Source organism: Pseudomonas sp. MYb60 (assembly GCF_002979555.1).
In the GTDB taxonomy this organism is placed as follows: domain Bacteria; phylum Pseudomonadota; class Gammaproteobacteria; order Pseudomonadales; family Pseudomonadaceae; genus Aquipseudomonas.
Genome location: NZ_PCOZ01000029.1, coordinates 18,999 through 35,224, shown reverse-complemented (window position 1 = coordinate 35,224; position 16,226 = coordinate 18,999). Strand labels below are relative to the sequence as shown.

The following is a 16,226-nucleotide window of genomic DNA, read 5'->3' as shown; positions in this document are numbered from 1 at the left end:
TCGCTGGTTGCTCATGGCACCTCCTAATGGGCCTCATTTTAAGGCTTGGAGGTGTCTACGAAACTAGGGGCGATTCACAGTCATGGCATCAGATGCTCGATGACCGACGGCTATGACTGCTACCAGAATGCTCTGGCGGAACGGATAAACGGCATTTTGAAGACCGAGTTTCTGCTGTATCGCCCTAAAAATCTGGCGGATGCCGTAAAAATGGTGGGTGAGTCGGTGCTGATCTACAACGGGGAGAGGCCACACATGTCCCTGAAATACAAAACGCCCGATGCGGCGCATCGAGCGTTCTGAGACTGAAACAGGTGTAAACCTATTTCAGGACTAGACATTGGTGTTGGGACAGCTGCGCAGCTCGGCGGGAGCAAGCACCCTCGCCACGGGACGAGGGAAGGTGTGTCAGGTCAATTCGACGCAGCGGCTTCCCACGTCATCATCAGCTGGGTAATCGCCCCATCGATCACCCCGTAGGGCACATCGTCCCGCGCCAGGATCGACACGCCCTGCAAAAATCCGTCGAATACGCTCGCCATCACCTGTGCCTGGGTGTGCGGCGGCAATTGCCCGGTACGCACTCCGCGTTCCACGCACGCCACGATTCCGGCCCGAGTGCGCAGCCGTGATTGGGTCAGCGCATCCGCCACCCGTGCATGCTCCGGGCTCGGCGCGCTCATCACGCCCAGTGCCACCATGCAGCCCTTGGGGTGGCCGTCTTCGCACTGCATGCGCGTCGATTGTCGCAACGCCGTCTCGATGGCCTGGCGTGGTGGCAGGGTTTCGTCCCACAGGCATTCGGTGACTTGGGCGTAAGTGGCGAGATAACGCTGCACGCATTCATCGAATAGCGCCTCTTTGGAGCCGAACGCCGCGTAAAAGCTCGGCGCCGAGATGCCGCCGCCCAAGCCCGCCTTGAGCTGGGCGAGAGAGGTGGCGTCGTAGCCGTGCTGCCAGAACAGGTGCAAGGCCTGTTCCACGGCATGCTCGCGGTCGAAATTACGCGGGCGGCCCATTTGTGCCATGTGAGGTCTCCGGGGTGGGAAGGCGAGATAAATACTAGTCGATACATAAGTCGTTGACAACGTGAGGCACTCACCTGCAACATCTGTATCGATCAGTATTTAAGTCTCTCAAGGAGTAGCCCCGTGACACCTTCACTGACCCTTACGGCGTCATCCGAACGCCTGCCCATTGGCGCTTTGCTCGCCCTGGCCATGACTGGCTTCATCTGCATCGTCACCGAAACCCTGCCGGCCGGTTTGTTGCCCTTGATCAGCGAGGGCCTGGCGATTTCTCCGTCGATGGCCGGGCAAATGGTCACGGCTTACGCGCTGGGCTCGGTGCTGGCGGTCATCCCCATGACGATCGCCACGCGTGGCTGGCGTCGGCGCAATGTGCTGTTGCTGACCATCGTCGGCTTTTTGCTGTTCAACACCATTACGGCGCTGTCGTCCCATTATGGCGTGACCCTGGTGGCACGCTTCTTCGCCGGCGTGGCGGCGGGGTTGGCCTGGAGCCTGCTGGCGGGATACGCCCGGCGCATGGTCGCGCCCCATCAACAGGGCAGGGCACTGGCGTTGGCGATGGTCGGCACGCCAATTGCGCTGTCGCTGGGGGTGCCGCTCGGCACGTGGCTCGGCGGCCTGGTGGGTTGGCGCACCACGTTCGGCCTGATGTCAGCGTTGACCCTGGCGCTGATCGCGTGGGTGCTGGTGAAAGTCCCCGACTACCCGCCCCAGGCCGCCGACCAGCGCGTGTCCCTGGGCAAAGTACTAAGCACCCCGGGTGTACGGCCGGTGTTGGCGGTGGTGATCAGTTGGATGCTGGCCCACAACATTCTGTACACCTACATCGCGCCGTTCGTGGCACCGGCGGGCCTGGCCGAGCGCGTGGACCTGGTGCTGCTGGTGTTCGGGGTTGCGGCGTTGGCGGGGATCTGGCTGACGGCCAGGCTGGTCGAGCCCCTGCTGCGTAAAACGGTGCTGGTGAGCCTGGCGACGTTTGCTGTTGTGAGTGGGGTATTCGGCCTGATGGGCAAGGTGCCCGAAGTGATTTACCTGGGGGTGGCCGTCTGGGGCCTGAGTTTCGGTGGCGCCGCGACCTTGTTGCAAACCGCCCTGGCCGATGCGGCAGGTGACGGTGCAGACGTGGCGCTGTCGCTTAACGTGGTGGCGTGGAACAGCGCGATTGCCGGCAGCGGCGTGGTAGGCGGGGTGCTGCTGGATCGCTGGGGCGTGGCGTCGTTTCCGTGGGCGATGCTGGGGTTGATCGGTGTAGCGCTGTTGATTGCCTGGCGCGCGCGCGGGCATGGTTTCAAGCCGGGTGCACGCAGTGCGGAAAAACCTGCGTCGGTCGGGCACTAATCCCACATCTGAAAGTCAATAATCCTCGAAATATCATCCACTTGGCTCCGCACGCCGGAGCCTGCCGCTTTCGCTCCTTTCGAAGATTTATGCATGCGCCTACGCAACCTTGCAGCCGGGCTGACGGCCCTCGTTCTGTTTTCCACCGGGGCTCACGCCCGTGCCGTCGCCGACCTCTATTCCAAACAGGAACGGCAGCTGTCCTTTGACAGCTGCGCCGAATTATTTCCCTCCGCGACACCGATCAAGACCGCCACCGTGCCCGCCAGCATGAAACCATTGGCGTTGTGTTCCGATCATTTTGCGGTGCTGTACTCGCAAACCAGCAAGACCCCGCTGGTGGTGGTCGAGCGCCTGAACGCGGCGAAATTGAAAGATGCCAAGGGCGAGGAGCGCACCAACCAGTTCTATGCCGACCCGCGCATCCCCAAGGCTGGGCGCGCCGAACTGAGTGACTACCGCGCCCAGCACATGGACCGTGGTCACCAGTCCCCAGCGGCCGACGCACCCAACGCCCATGCGATGGCGCAGTCGTTCGCGCTGTCGAACATGGTGCCCCAGGACCCCACCCACAACCGCAAGATCTGGAGCAAGGTCGAAGCCGACGTGCGCAAGTTCGCCCTGCGGGCCGGCGGGGATGTGTACGTGTTCACCGGGCCGTTGTTCGACGAAGGCTATCGCACCATCGGCGCCAACAAGGTGTGGGTGCCGACGCGGCTGTTCAAGCTGGTGTACGACGCGTCGTCCGGGCGCGCCTGGGCGTACGTACTGCCCAACGCCGAGACGCGAATCCAGAAACCGATGGACTACGCCACCTTCGTCAAAAGCACCGGGCTTAAATTGCTCGGCAATCTTCCGGTGTCGGGCTCGGTGGGTCGGGGCTGATCGTTACTTGGACTTCTTCAGCGCCTTCAAGCGCTGGGTTGCACGTTGCACGGCGGCCATCTTCTCGGGGCGCTTCATGCGTTTCCATTTACGGATGTCGTCCTTGCTGCGCCCGCAACTGACGCACAGATCGCCGCTGAGCTGGCAAACGGAAATGCAGGGGTTTTCGATGTCTTTGGCCACGTTGTCACCCGCTGATCATTGAACTGCACCGTGGAGCAAGCTGGTTACGCTTGCTCCACGTTCGCGCCGGCCTCTTCGGCGAGCTTCAGGCGGTCGGCCTTGCTGATGTATTTATCTTTGGATTTGGGCGCGAGCTTGGCGCTGGCTTTCTTGGCTTTGGCCTTGAACAACTGCTGGAGTTTTTTCTGACGATTCATTGGGGTGTGTCCGACGGGTGAGGAAGGATAATACCTCAAGCCCTTGAGTCGCCCCTAACGCTTGTCATCGACCGGCCCGGCCAGGAACCCGCTGATCAGCGCTACAACCTGCTGCTGAATCACCTCCCGTGGACGCGCGCCGTCACCATCGTGACAAATCATCCCATCCCCCGGCGAACTCTCTTCGATCAGCGCTTCGCCACCGGCTTTGCAGATCGCCATGAAGCTGAAATGGGTGGCATCGCTGATTTTCACGTACTGCGTCGAGGCTTTCGGCAAGCGCCTGGCCAGGTCGGTGGACTCCAGTTCGGCAGGCAGTTCCGGCGCGTCAGCACCTGCCGCCAGCACCAATACGGGCACTGAGAATGTTGCGAGGCTGGCGTCGGTCATGCCCCGTGACAGGCCCAGGTCCAGGGACACCACCGCGCTGATGCGCTTGTCACGCAAGTCCGCGGCTACCTTGGCGCTGTCAGGGTTCATCCTCTGGTAGGCCTGGCACCCGGACAGTTGCGCATGAACGTTGCAGTCCTTGGCGAACAGCACCGGGTCGAAGCGTGCACCGGCGCTTTCCAGCACGGTCCAGCCGCCGAGGGAATGGCCGACTGCGGCGATGCGGTCGGGCGTCACCGCACCGAATTGCTTGGGTTGCGCGAGTACGGCATCGATGGCGCGGCTCAAGTCCTTGGGCCGTTGCCACAGCTGCGCGGCGGCCTCGGGGCTGCGGTCTTTGCTGGTGGTGCCTGGATGGTTGACTGCCGCGACGATAAAACCCTGCCGCGCCAACGCACTTGCCAGCCACACCTGGTTGCCCCAATTGCCGCCGTAGCCGTGGGAAATCACCACCAATGGGTGCGTGCCACTGGCCGGTGGCGCGTCGGGCACGGCGAGAGCGCCGTGAAACACCTCATCGTCACGGATCAATTGCGGTGTGGCGGCGGTGGTGGCGGGGTACCAGACCACCATCTGCAACGGGCGGACTGGGTCAGCGAGGGTAGTGTTTTGAAAGCCGATGGCAGTGTTGCCGGCCAGGACAGGGGGGGTCAGGCAAAACAACAACAGCGCGGCGAGGGTCGTTTTCACTGTTTTTATCGTCCTTGAAGTGAGCGCGCAGCATGCCTGTAAATCGGCGGTTTGAGTAGAGGGGAGGCGGGACTAGGAAGTTACTGACGGGATCCTGCTTTTAAGTCTTACAGAATGGTCATTCATGATTTTCGGAAGCAGCTGGGTTTCGGTGGTTAATAGATCGTGCAATGGTTGGGGGGTGATGCTTACAACTCGCTGGAATTAGGTTTACTAACTTCATGGTGATGACAATGAAAAGTTTAATTGCCCACTCACGTTTGATGGAATCGAACAAAATATTGCTCCGTGTATGTGTGGTTTGCGCAGTATTGTTGATGGGTCATCCTGTTTTCGCGGCGGAGAGTACTGTTTCAAAATCGGCAGCGCCGGGTCCTGTGCTGATTTTATCTAATGCCAATATTGATCCGAGTATTGGGTTCTCACGTTTCAATATCTCCCATAGCGACATTCCCAGAGACGCGAGCCTGAAGCCCAAGGAGTTGCTAGAGATTCGATGGAATACAACCTATTACCCTCAGACACTCAACGACAGCGTGGAATTGTGCTACTACCGCCCCTTCAGCTCTACGCGTAGCTGTGAAACCATTTTCCCGAACTCGTCTGGGGTGATACTGCGTTTTAACGATCAGCCTTTCGGGCCTGGCTCGATTATTGATATTCGACACAGTGTTCTGGGTGGCTCACCTCCTTATGCCCGACCTGCAGGCGTCGATTCAATAATATTGAAATATCGCTATTGAGTGGCGGATACGCTCGCGGTTGTTCGGTTCGTGAGTGTTCGCTAATTCTCGAAGGTCGATAGTTGTTTGAAATATTTGCCACTCCTTGTGTGAGATGAATGTATGAACGATATCAGTGCCAGTACCTCGGCACCTCGCCATCATGCGACTAGTCGTACCATCAGTGCCGCAGCGGCAGTTCTCAAGACTGATGATAAAAGCCAGGCGGATGCGCGCTTTTCTACAAATGATGAGGATGCCACCACCGTTTCGATATTGGCTCGTCAATTGAGTGATGCTGCAATGCAGGCAGACACGCGCCCAGGGCATAAGAGCCATCAACTTGAGTCGATAACGGGTAGCACTTATTTCGCGAACAAGGCGCAGCATGATGCCGAGATCCCAAACACGAGTAATCTGGAGCTTTTGGCTCGAGCTCGACAGGCGACGGGTTTCGTCAATGGGTCTGACGTCAATCCCTTCAAGCGTCTGGCGACGGAGCAACTCAACTTGATTGCCCACGACGAAGGCGGCCCATTCACGATCAATGAGCGGCGCGCAGCCTGGGAGGCGCTGCAGACCATCGCTTCTCCAGCGGTTTCGAGTACACAACCACTACCCAATAATGGTCGTGAGATCATGATTTCGCGATTATTCGGCGGCAGAGAACCGCCCGTAGCTCAGCCACCTGCGACGCTTTACAACATCGCTCAAAAATCCAGCGACTTTCTCAATTTGGATGACCGTTCGCTCATATCGGACATGTACGCTTACGCTCAAGCGGAAGGTGCAGCGCTCGAATACGTTGATCGGTTGATCAAATCACTCAGCACCTATCGTAATTACAGCGACGGTCGCCAGCTCGGGAACGGCAATATTGGCCATTACGACGCAGACGGTTATAAGGTGTCTTATGAGTTCAAGCCAGAGGACAGGGCAATCGCCTCTCGCATCCTGAATAGTGCGGCGATCAACAGTACCCGTATAGACCAGGGCTTTTTGCGATACGTCTTGGATCCAGGGCATGGGGCATTCATGAACGTCGGTGGTTTACCCTTCCTGGAGCGAATGGTGAGCAAACTCTCCAGCGAAGGGGCCGACCAACCTCGCCTTGGCAGCGAGTTCGCGGCCTTCGACAATGCGGTGTTTGAGGATCACATTGTTCGCACGACGCACAAGGACACAAGGCTGCCACCCTCCAAAGCGCTCAGTGGAGTTACCAATGGTGTATGGGCGTTGACTGAATTAGGCAAGGCGCAGGGCTATAGGCTGGACAAACGCACGGGTGTTTTGAGCAAATCCGATAATGCCGTCGACGAGCAAACGTCCCAAGTCTCTGTGCCTAAGTATTCCAAGCGGACGTTGCTGGACATTCTCCAGGGGGGGCGGGATCAACCCCCAATCCGCTACATGGGTCCCGGTAATCTTTTCAAGTTTCTGAGAAGCGTCAGATAAACTCGTCCGGCTTGTGCCCGCCTTCGGTGCCAAAGGCGATGGTGTGGAATTTGCACAACTGGACGCCCGCGACCGCATGCTCGTGCGGGTGCTGGCGGTTTTCTTGCTCCAGCCTTAGGTGTGCAACCGCCATACCCATGTATGGTTCCGGACGCCGTTGACCCGTCGCACACTGTTTTGCAGGCGATGCCTTCGCCTCAAACAACAGGAGAGCGACCATGACGACGCAACTGCAAGCCCCCACCTTTGAAGAACTGGTACCGTCGCGCTATGCAGTACGCGTCGGCGACATCGATGTATTGGTGATCAGCGACGGCGTGCTGCCGCTGCCCACGCAGACCATGTCCACCAATGCCGACCCGGCGGCGCGTGCAGCGTGGTTCAAGGAGATGTTCCTGGGGCCTGACGCCTTCGACTGGGCGCTGAACGTGCTGGTGGTGCGCAGTGGCGAGCAGGTCATCCTGGTGGATGCGGGCCTGGGTGGGCAGTTCCCCGGTTTCCCCCGCGCCGGGCAGTTTCCCAAGCGCCTGGAGTCGGCGGGGATTGCGTTGTCGTCGGTCACTGATATCGTGATCACCCACATGCACATGGACCACATCGGCGGCCTGCTGGTGGACGATGTAAAGAACAAACTGCGCCCCGACGTGCGCATCCATGTGGCCGCGCTGGAAGTCGATTTCTGGGCCTCGCCGGACTTCACCCACACCGACATGCCCGCGCCGGTGCCGGATGTACTCAAGGCTACCGCCCAGCAATTCATGGCGCTGTACCGGGACAACCTGCATACCTTCGATAACGAACACGCAGTGGCGCCCGGCGTGACCGCCAAACTCACCGGCGGCCATACACCTGGCCACAGCGTGGTGTACGTCAACGCCGGTGGCGAGCGCCTGACCTTCGCCGGCGACGCGCTATTCCCGGTGGCCTTCGAGCACCCGGACTGGCACAACGGCTTCGAGCATGACCCTGAAGAATCCGTGCGCGTGCGGGTACGGTTGATGAACGAAGCGGCGGCCAGTGGCGAGTTGTTCGTGGCGACGCACCTGCCGTTTCCATCCGTGGGGCGGGTGGTGGTGGAGGGGGATGCATTTCGCTGGGTGGCGGCGTTCTGGGATTACTGACGGAAGAGGCGCGTTTGTGGTGAACGGGCTTGCCCGCGCTGGGCTGCGAAGCAGCCCTGAACCCGCCCCCGAAAGTACCTGAGGCCCCCCACATGCTGCCCTAGCTCTTCGCGACCCCCACTCGCCACTGGGCCGGCGGCAAGATCCCGTTGACCAGGTAATTGCCCACGATCCGCGACTTGTACACCCGCGGATTGTGGTTGGCCAAGGTCCGCGCATTGCGCCACAGGCGGTCCAGCGCCTTGTTGCTCGCGGTGGCGCTGGCCCCCAGGGCATCGAACAGCGCGGTGGTCGCTGTTAGTGTCGCATCCACCACCGGGTTCACCGCCAGGCACACTTCCAATTCCGCCAGTGCGACGTGTGCGTCGTCATCCGCCAGCGGCTGGTCATGCCCAATCACGTACTGTGCCGTGTGCTCCAGGCGCACCGCCGCCTGTTGCGCGATAGCGTGTGCGGCGTAGGCCTGGCTGGCGACTTCGCCGATGACTTGCAGCAGTTGCACGTCATCGCCCGCGCTGTCGGCATTGCCGGTGGTGAACGTGCGCGCGCGCTGGCTGAGTTCCGCTGCACCGCTCAATGCCGCGCGACGAGCGATGCCGGCGAGGGTGCTGAGGTGGTAAAGCTGGAAGAACGATTGCCCATGGCCGAAGCGCTGTTGGGTCGGGCGCAGGTCGTCGTCGAGCACCGGCGCATTGTCGAACACACAGGTGCCGCTGGCGGTGAGACGTTGGCCGAAGCCGTTCCAGTCATCCAGGATTTGCACGCCGGGAGCCTTGAGGTCGACCACCACGCTGTACACCACGCCATCTTCGCCCGTGGCGATGGTGTTGATCAGATCACTGTAGAGCGCGCCGGTGGTGTAGAACTTTTTGCCGGTGATGCGCAGCGCGCCGTTGGCATCACGGTGCAGGCGGGTGCCGAAATCACCACGCGCCTGGGTGCCGGTCTCGGTGCTGCCGGGGGAGAGCAGGGCGCCCTGGCCGAGGCGGTCCAGCCAGCGGGCGCGCCAGTCGAGGTCCTTGGCGCTGAGCACGTCCTCGCAAAAACCAAAGTGCCCGCGCAGGGCCTGGGTGATGTTGGAGTCTGCGGCGGACAGTTCGCTGAGCAGGGCCAGCAATTCCACCAGGGTCGCGTCCTGGCCGCCGTAGCTGGCCGGCAGCCGCCAGCGCGGCAAGCCCAAGGCGCTCAGTTGCTGGATCACCGCCGCGAGGCTGGCGCGTGTCTGGTCTGCTTCGGCGGCCTGCGCGAGGATCCGCGCAAACAGGGGACGAAACGGCGCGGCCAGTTGTTCGTAGCGGGCGGTGGGCGGTGCGCCCCAGAGGTGCAACGTGGAAGTGGACATGAATGGACCTTGCAGAATGGGGGTCAGGTGCTGGGGTCCAGTGGTCTGGTGGCTTCACCCTAACCCAGGGGCGCCAAAGTTTTTAATACGAAAACCAGCTAGCCCACTGCCTGGCGGTTCTAACGTTATTGCCCATCAGTATTAAACCCGGCGGCTTTAGTACGATAACGTCTACCTGCGTTGCGCATTTCCAACGACCAGACTGCATGCCCACAGATGGTTGAAACAGCCATTAACCCTGTGGGACTTTTTTATGATCAACCGTCGAACCCTCCTTTCCCTGCTGGGCCTGGCCTCGCTTGCGCTGCACGGCCCTGCGGCCTGGGCGGCTGAACCGCTGACCCTCACCGTGGGCGACCAATTCTTCTCCAACCGCATCGTGCTGGAACTGTCCGGCGAGTTGAAAGACCTGCCCTACAAAATCGACTTCAAGCGCTTCAACACCGGCTCCCCGGTGGCCTCGGCCGTCGCCAGCGGCGCGCTGGACGTGGGCATTGTCGGCGACACGCCGGTGATCAGCCTGGCGGCCAATGGTGCGCCGGTGAAAGTCGTCGCCAGCACCCAGACCAGCCTTGATGGCGTGGGCATCGTTGCGCGCAAGGGCATTCATTCGGTGGCCGACCTCAAGGGCAAGACCGTGGCCATCTGGAACGGCTCATGGAGCCAGCAACTGGCCTACAAAGCCTTGGATGAAGCCGGTGTGCCGCGCAGCAGCGTGAACTTCAAATACTTGTTGCCGGCTGAAGCCAGCCTGGCGTTGACCCAGGGCGACATCGACGCCTTCGGTACCTGGGAGCCCTACGTGTCGTTGCAGGAAAAAGAAGGCAGCAGCCTGATCCGCAATGCCAAGGGCCTGATGAGCGCGCCGACTTATGTGGTTGCGTATGAGCCGGCCCTGGCGCAAAAAAGCGCGATCATCAAAGACTTCATCGCCCGCCTGACCCGCGCCCGGGTGTGGAGCAATACCCACATCGACGAATACGCCGAGGCCTGGTCCAAGGCTAACCAGTCGGCGCCGGAAATCGCCAAAGTGTGGTTCAAGCGCGACGCGATCACCGTGCTGCCGATCTCGCCGACCATCGTGAGTGAGGCCCAGGCGACCGCGGATTTTCTGCTGGATGCGCAGATGCTGAAGCAGCGGTATGACGTGGCCCCGTTGTTTGATCGGGTGCTTTGAATAAACGCCGCGAACCCGGTCAGTGAAATGCACACTCCAACATTCGTTGCCGAGGACAGGCCGATCCTCAATCTTGATACCTGCGGCGCCAACGTCTATAAAGCAGCGCGCTTTCTCGACAGCCCGGATTCATCGGTGCTTATCTTGAGTTAAATAAGACGCCCCCTCGCGGGCGTCTTCCATTGTGTGGTGCAAAGGAACCGCCGTTGAACGAACACACTTTATCCATGCGCCTGGAACGCGTGGCGGCGAACGTGCCGGTTGGCGCGCGGCTGGCCGATATTGGCTCGGACCACGCCTACCTGCCCGTGGCGCTGCTGCGCCGTGGCCTGATCAGCGCGGCGGTGGCGGGGGAGGTGGCGGCCACGCCGTTCTTCGCGGCCCAGCGTACCGTGCGCGACAACGGTTTGGAGCCTCACATCACGGTGCGCCTGGCGGATGGCTTGGCCGCCATTGAGCCGGGTGATGGGATCACGGCCATCAGTCTGTGCGGCATGGGCGGCGAGACGATTCGCGACATCCTCGACGCCGGCAAGGCCCATCTGAACGGCAGCGAGCGCCTGGTGCTGCAGCCCAATGGCGGCGAGCAACCCCTGCGTCAATGGTTGATGGAGAACGGCTACACCCTCCTCACCGAAGAGCTGCTGCACGAGAACCGCTTCTACTACGAAATCATCGTCGCCGAGCGTGCTGGCCCGGTGGCCTATAGCGCCGAGCAACTGTACTTCGGCCCGCTGCAGATGCAGGCGCGCACTGCGGCATTCCTGGCCAAATGGCAACGCCTGTTGCGCCAGAAGCAGAACACGTTGGCCGGTTTCGAACAGGCGCGGCAGAAGGTGCCGCAAGGCAAGGTTGACGAGATCACCCAGCAAATCCGTTGGATTACCGCCTTGCTGGGCTGACACTGCTTCGCCGGCGGGGACAGCGCAGGTGTGTTCAACGGTGACAGCCTGTGCCCCGTTGTTGTGCATGGCACATCGATTTTCATGCCCGCAAGCGCCTGTTCACGAGGGTTTAACCAGCGGCCCACATCTTGCTTGTTCCTTCCCAATCAATGACATGGCGTTTTGCCGTTAGTCATTTCAAGGTTGTTTTGGGGAGTGGTCGGACATGCACAGCCTTTTATCACCCGGTATCCGCCTGCTCGGCCGTTTCGGTTTTGCGCGCAAGTTCCAGATCCTGTTCTTGCTGTTCATGCTGCCCCTGGCCGGCAGCCTGTGGATGATCGGCCTGGACTATCGCGGCAAGCTCGGCGTGATCTCCAGCGAGCAGACCGGCGTGCAGCAACTGCTGGCCCTGGATGCACTGGACGCTCAACTCATTGCCCAACGCAACCTGGCCGCGCGCTGGAAAGCCGCCGACATCCTGCACGCGCCGACTCCGGCGGCGAAGGCAGCCATGGACAAGGTCGACGCCAATTTCCCGCTGATCCAGCACAGCCTGCAAACCCTGGGTGACGCGCTCAAGGCCCAGCATGCCAGCGCCGAGATCCTCGCTCGTTTCGCCGCGTTGCAGGCCACCGTCAAGGGCATGGACTCCCAGTCCCTGCGCACCGTGGGTTGGTGGCCGGACGGCTATGACCGCTTCACCACCGCGTTGACGGCGATGCAAACCCTGCGCGAGCAGATCACCCTGGACTCCGGCCTGATCCTCGACCCCTGGCTGGAAACCTATCTGTTGATGCAGATGTCCACCCAGCACACGCCAGACCTGATCGAGCGCATTGGGCGCATGGCCAGCGTTGGCCAATCCTCCATCGCTTCGGGGCAGTTCACCCTGCAAAGCCGCTTGCAGATGCGCGATTTGCGCGGCCGGATCGGTGATGCCCAAGACCAGTTGACCAAGGCCGCCGGCTCGCTCAAGGCCAAGCCATACGACGGCATCCAGGCTTGGACGACGCAATACGACAACAGCCTGCAGCGCCTGGACAGCGAGCTCAAGGTCCTGGATGACGGGGTGTTCGGCGGCACCATCAAGCTCGACACCGCGGCGTTCGAAAGCAGCGTCGACACCATGCTCGACAGCCTCGGCGCCCTGCGCAATCAGTCGCTGCATGCGTTGGATGCGCGGCTCAGCTACTACCACAGCCGCTCGCTGCAACAGATCATCCCGGTGGCGGTCACCTTCAGCCTGCTGGCCCTGGCGGCGTTGTACCTGTTCGTGTGCCTGCAAGCCTCCATCCGCCGCAGCGCCAGCGGCATCACCACCCTGGCCGAGTCCCTGCGCGACGGCAACCTGTGCGTGGAAGTGGCCGTGCAGGGACGCGACGAACTGGCGGCCATCAGCACGGCCCTCAATGTGGCGGTGGTGCAGTTGCGCACCAGCTTGTTGGGGGTCAACCACGAGACCCAGCAACTGGGTTCGGCGGTGCTGACCCTTAACTCGCAGTCGGGCAGCACCCTCACGGAAGTCGAAGACCAGCAACACCAAATCAGCCAGATTGCCGCCGCTGCCACTCAGTTGGCGGCGACGTCCATGGGGGTTTCCCGTAGCTGTGAACAAGCCTCCGGCAGCGCCCAGCACACCCGGCGCATCGCCGAAGACAGCAGCCGCGACAGCCAGCGCACCACGGCCAGCATTCAGCAGCTCAACCTGCGCCTGACCGACACCGCCGACGCACTGGAACAGGTGAACCAGCAAGGCCAGCAGATTCAATCGGTGGTCGACACCATTCGTGGCATCGCCGAACAGACCAACCTGCTGGCCCTCAACGCCGCCATCGAAGCCGCCCGCGCCGGCGAGCAGGGCCGTGGTTTTGCCGTGGTGGCCGACGAAGTGCGCAGCCTGTCCCAGCGCACCCAGGCGTCCACCGCGCAAATCGCCGGCACCGTCGACAGCCTGCGCGCCACCGTCAGCCAGGCCGTCACCTTGATGGGGGCCGCCTGCGAACAGGCGTTGAACGACGCCGAGTCGGTCACAGGCTTGGGTGCGCGGCTGGGCGAGATCGCCAGTGCCGTGCAGACCGTCACCGACACCCTCGCGCAAATCGCCACGGCCGTCGAAGAACAGGCCGCCACGGCGGATGAGGTGAGCGGCAATATCCAGCAAGTCGACCAGGCGGCAGGGCGGTTGCTCGATGGCGCCCGGGCGGTGAACCGGGCGGCGGACACGTTGAGCAAGGGCAGCCAGGCGTTGAGCGATAACACCGCGCGGTTTCGGTTGGGGTGAGGGTGGATTGAGGAACCATCAGCCCCTTTCAAGGCTCACTGGTAAGGTCACTCCGTTACCTTGCCGAAAGGAATCTGCATGACCTCAGCCTCGCCCGCTACCCCCCAGGTCACTCCCGTCGAGCGCGAACTCAGCCTGCGTGCGGTGATCACCGGGACGCTGCTCGGTATCCTGCTGACGCCGTCCAACGTGTACGCCGGCTTGAAGATCGGTTGGTCGTTCAACATGTCGATCATCGCCTTGCTGGTGGGGTACGCCCTCTGGCAGGGGTTGTCCAAGCGCTCTTGCGCGCAACTGCCGTGGACGTTGCACGAAAGCAATATCAACCAGACCGTCGCCTCGGCGGCAGCGTCGATCATTTCCGGCGGGCTGGTGGCGCCGATCCCGGCTTATACCTTGCTCACCGGCAATCAGCTGGATGCGCTGCCAATGATCGCCTGGGTGTTTTCGGTGAGTTTTCTCGGCATCTGGATTGCCTGGTACCTGCGGCCTTCACTGCTCAATGACCGTGCACTGAAGTTTCCCGAAGGCATGGCCACCCTGGAGACCCTGCTGCATATCTATAACCACGGCCGTGAAGCCGCCAGCCGTTTGAAAGTGCTGCTGGGCGCCGCGTTGCTGTCCGCGGGCGTTAAGTGGATGGATACGTTCCTGTGGGCCATCCCGCGCGGGTCGCCGAGCGCTCAGTTGGAGCGCCTGACCTTCACCGCCGACCCTTCGCTGTTGCTGGTGGGTTTCGGCGGCATCATCGGCATTCGGGTGGGGCTTACGTTGCTGCTGGGTGCGTTGCTCGCCTGGGGTGGTCTGGGGTCGTGGCTGCTGGCGCAGGACTTGGTGACGTTGCCCGCCGACAGCAGCGGCCCGCAGTTTGCCGCGCTGGTGGAGTGGCTGTTGTGGCCGGGTGTGAGCCTGATGGTGTGTTCGACCCTGGCGTCACTGGCGATTCGATTAACGGCCCTGCGCCGGTCCACCCGGTCCGCCGGTGGCACGCTTTGGACAGTGCCGAAACCTGGCCCGGCCGCCGCTTTTTTGCTGTCGATCGGGTTGGTGGTCAGCCTGCAGTCGCTGCTGTTCGGGATCAACCTGTGGATGGCGTTGCTCACCATCCCGTTGGCCATTTGCCTCGCTGCCGTGGCCGCGCGCGTGGTGGGCGCCACCGGTATTCCGCCGATCGGCGCCATCGGCCACCTCTCGCAGTTGAGCTTCGGCATCGTCGCGCCGGGCCAGGTGCCGATCAATCTCATGAGTGCCAACACCGCCGGCGGCGCGGCCGGCCAATGCACTGACTTGATGAATGACTTCAAGGTGGGCAAGGCCATCGGCGCGACGCCGCACAAACAGGTGATCGCTCAGGTACTGGGGATTTTCATCGGCAGCATCGTCGGTGTATTCGCCTACCTGGCACTGATCCCCGACCCGCAATCCATGCTGCTCACCGAAGAATGGCCGGCACCGGCGGTCGCCACGTGGAAGGCCGTCGCGATGACCCTCAGCCACGGTCTGGACTCCCTGTCGGCAAGCATCCGCTGGGCGATTGCGATTGGCGGCGTGGTTGGCATCGTACTCGGTGTGCTGGACAGCACCTTGCCCGCTCACCGCGCCCGCTACCTGCCCAGCGCTGCGGCACTGGGCCTGGCTTTTGTGTTGCCGGCGTCGGTGTCGCTGATGATGGCCCTGGGTGCGATTCTCACCTGGCTGGTGAGTTGCCGATGGCCGAGCATCACCGAGCGTTTCGCGATTACTGCCGCTGCCGGGTTGATCGCCGGGGAAAGCGTCACCGGGGTGGGGGCGTCGCTGTGGGCGATGCTGGGGCGATGATTCACGGCACTCCACGGCGATAGCGTAGTCTCTTGCTGAACACCTCACCCTCACGTAGCGGAGCACCCCATGATCACCGTCCACCACCTCAACAACTCCCGCTCGCAACGCATCCTCTGGCTGTTGGAAGAGCTGGGGGTGCCTTACGAGATCAAGCGTTACCAGCGCGACCCCAAGACCAACCTGGCACCGCCCGAGCTCAAGGCTGTTCACCCGCTGGGCAAGTCGCCGGTCATCGAGGAGAACGGCCAGGTGTTGATTGAGTCCGCCGCGATCATCGACTCCCTCATCCGCCGCCACGGCGCAGGGCGCCTGCAACCGAACCCGGCCAGCGCCGATTACGACAAGTATGTGCAATGGCTGCACTTCGCCGAGGGTTCGGCGATGTTGCCATTGATGCTCAACCTCTATGTCGGCCGCCTGGGCGAAGCGGGCGCGCCGTTGCATCCGCGCATCGAGTCGGAAGTGGCCAATTACCTTGGGTATCTGAATGACGTGCTGGCGCAGACCCCGTATCTGCTGGGCGACGAGTTGAGCGGCGCGGATATCCAGATGAGCTTCATCGGCGAAGTCGCCGGGGCTCAGGGCAAATTGCAGGCCTATCCGCACCTGGCGGCGTGGGTGCAACGCTTTCAGGAACGCCCGGCGTATCGCAAGGCGGTCGAGAAGGGTGGGGAATACGCGTTCGCCAAATAGGCGGGCATGACTC

At 61.9% G+C, this 16,226-nt stretch carries 16 protein-coding genes and 1 pseudogene; 11 read left to right on the top strand and 6 right to left on the bottom strand.

Annotated features, from left to right (window positions below; genetic code table 11):
- Positions 1 to 81: 81 nt before the first annotated feature.
- Positions 82 to 303 (top strand): annotated as a pseudogene (locus CQ041_RS25135) (integrase core domain-containing protein); the annotation flags it as partial.
- A 110-nt stretch (positions 304 to 413) separates the two neighbouring features.
- Here CQ041_RS25135 and CQ041_RS25130 read toward each other — a convergent pair.
- Complete coding sequence (locus CQ041_RS25130; RefSeq protein WP_105524913.1) at positions 414 to 1,028, bottom strand: TetR/AcrR family transcriptional regulator; 615 nt, start codon at positions 1,026 to 1,028, stop codon at positions 414 to 416.
- Between the two features lie 123 nt (positions 1,029 to 1,151).
- Here CQ041_RS25130 and CQ041_RS25125 point away from each other — a divergent pair, with 123 nt between their 5' ends.
- Positions 1,152 to 2,369, top strand: coding sequence for an MFS transporter (locus tag CQ041_RS25125; RefSeq protein ID WP_105524912.1), 1,218 nt, complete (start codon positions 1,152 to 1,154; stop codon positions 2,367 to 2,369).
- 93 nt (positions 2,370 to 2,462) lie between these two features.
- Positions 2,463 to 3,254 carry a DNA/RNA non-specific endonuclease gene (locus CQ041_RS25120; RefSeq protein WP_105524911.1) on the top strand — a complete coding sequence of 264 codons (792 nt, stop codon included), beginning with the start codon at positions 2,463 to 2,465 and terminating at the stop codon, positions 3,252 to 3,254.
- A gap of 3 nt (positions 3,255 to 3,257) precedes the next feature.
- Here CQ041_RS25120 and CQ041_RS25115 read toward each other — a convergent pair whose 3' ends face one another.
- Genes CQ041_RS25115 through CQ041_RS25105 form a run of 3 tightly spaced genes read right to left on the bottom strand, consistent with a single transcriptional unit; the run spans position 3,258 to position 4,714 of the window.
- The gene (locus CQ041_RS25115) at positions 3,258 to 3,437 is read right to left on the bottom strand and encodes a DUF1289 domain-containing protein (protein ID WP_105524910.1); all 180 of its coding nucleotides are present in this window, start codon (positions 3,435 to 3,437) and stop codon (positions 3,258 to 3,260) included.
- A 44-nt stretch (positions 3,438 to 3,481) separates the two neighbouring features.
- Positions 3,482 to 3,634 carry a DUF2986 domain-containing protein gene (locus CQ041_RS25110; RefSeq protein WP_105524909.1) on the bottom strand — a complete coding sequence of 51 codons (153 nt, stop codon included), beginning with the start codon at positions 3,632 to 3,634 and terminating at the stop codon, positions 3,482 to 3,484.
- Positions 3,635 to 3,688: 54 nt separating this feature from the next.
- Complete coding sequence (locus CQ041_RS25105; protein WP_105524908.1) at positions 3,689 to 4,714, bottom strand: alpha/beta fold hydrolase; 1,026 nt, start codon at positions 4,712 to 4,714, stop codon at positions 3,689 to 3,691.
- A gap of 233 nt (positions 4,715 to 4,947) precedes the next feature.
- Here CQ041_RS25105 and CQ041_RS26270 point away from each other — a divergent pair, with 233 nt between their 5' ends.
- Both CQ041_RS26270 and CQ041_RS25100 read left to right on the top strand, forming a co-directional pair.
- Positions 4,948 to 5,457, top strand: a complete 510-nt coding sequence (locus CQ041_RS26270; RefSeq protein ID WP_146116092.1) for a hypothetical protein — start codon at positions 4,948 to 4,950, stop codon at positions 5,455 to 5,457.
- A gap of 102 nt (positions 5,458 to 5,559) precedes the next feature.
- Positions 5,560 to 6,891, top strand: a complete 1,332-nt coding sequence (locus CQ041_RS25100) for a hypothetical protein (RefSeq protein ID WP_146116091.1) — start codon at positions 5,560 to 5,562, stop codon at positions 6,889 to 6,891.
- Here the strand turns inward: CQ041_RS25100 and CQ041_RS26330 are convergent.
- Positions 6,884 to 7,030: a hypothetical protein gene (locus tag CQ041_RS26330; protein WP_156088635.1), complete on the bottom strand. Its 147-nt coding sequence runs from the start codon at positions 7,028 to 7,030 to the stop codon at positions 6,884 to 6,886. The two genes, CQ041_RS25100 and CQ041_RS26330, sit on opposite strands and share 8 nt — an antisense overlap.
- Before the next feature lie 79 nt (positions 7,031 to 7,109).
- Between CQ041_RS26330 and CQ041_RS25090 the strand changes: the two genes are divergently transcribed.
- A complete protein-coding gene (locus CQ041_RS25090; protein WP_105524905.1) occupies positions 7,110 to 8,012 on the top strand; it encodes an MBL fold metallo-hydrolase in 903 nt (300 codons plus the stop codon).
- Positions 8,013 to 8,112: 100 nt separating this feature from the next.
- Here the strand turns inward: CQ041_RS25090 and CQ041_RS25085 are convergent, their stop codons facing one another.
- Positions 8,113 to 9,354: an acyl-CoA dehydrogenase family protein gene (locus CQ041_RS25085; RefSeq protein WP_105524904.1), complete on the bottom strand. Its 1,242-nt coding sequence runs from the start codon at positions 9,352 to 9,354 to the stop codon at positions 8,113 to 8,115.
- A gap of 253 nt (positions 9,355 to 9,607) precedes the next feature.
- Here CQ041_RS25085 and CQ041_RS25080 point away from each other — a divergent pair, with 253 nt between their 5' ends.
- The 5 genes from CQ041_RS25080 to CQ041_RS25060 all read left to right on the top strand — a co-directional run bounded on the left by CQ041_RS25080 (position 9,608) and on the right by CQ041_RS25060 (position 16,213).
- Positions 9,608 to 10,531, top strand: coding sequence for an ABC transporter substrate-binding protein (locus tag CQ041_RS25080; protein WP_105524903.1), 924 nt, complete (start codon positions 9,608 to 9,610; stop codon positions 10,529 to 10,531).
- Positions 10,532 to 10,737: 206 nt separating this feature from the next.
- Positions 10,738 to 11,433 (top strand): tRNA (adenine(22)-N(1))-methyltransferase TrmK, encoded by a 696-nt coding sequence (locus tag CQ041_RS25075; RefSeq protein WP_105524902.1) that lies wholly within the window; start codon positions 10,738 to 10,740, stop codon positions 11,431 to 11,433.
- Positions 11,434 to 11,641: 208 nt separating this feature from the next.
- On the top strand, positions 11,642 to 13,699 hold the full coding sequence (locus tag CQ041_RS25070; protein WP_105524901.1) for a methyl-accepting chemotaxis protein: 2,058 nt from the start codon (positions 11,642 to 11,644) through the stop codon (positions 13,697 to 13,699).
- Positions 13,700 to 13,777: 78 nt separating this feature from the next.
- Positions 13,778 to 15,517, top strand: coding sequence for an OPT family oligopeptide transporter (locus tag CQ041_RS25065; RefSeq protein ID WP_105524900.1), 1,740 nt, complete (start codon positions 13,778 to 13,780; stop codon positions 15,515 to 15,517).
- Positions 15,518 to 15,586: 69 nt separating this feature from the next.
- Positions 15,587 to 16,213, top strand: a complete 627-nt coding sequence (locus CQ041_RS25060) for a glutathione S-transferase family protein (RefSeq protein ID WP_105524899.1) — start codon at positions 15,587 to 15,589, stop codon at positions 16,211 to 16,213.
- Positions 16,214 to 16,226 lie beyond the last annotated feature (13 nt).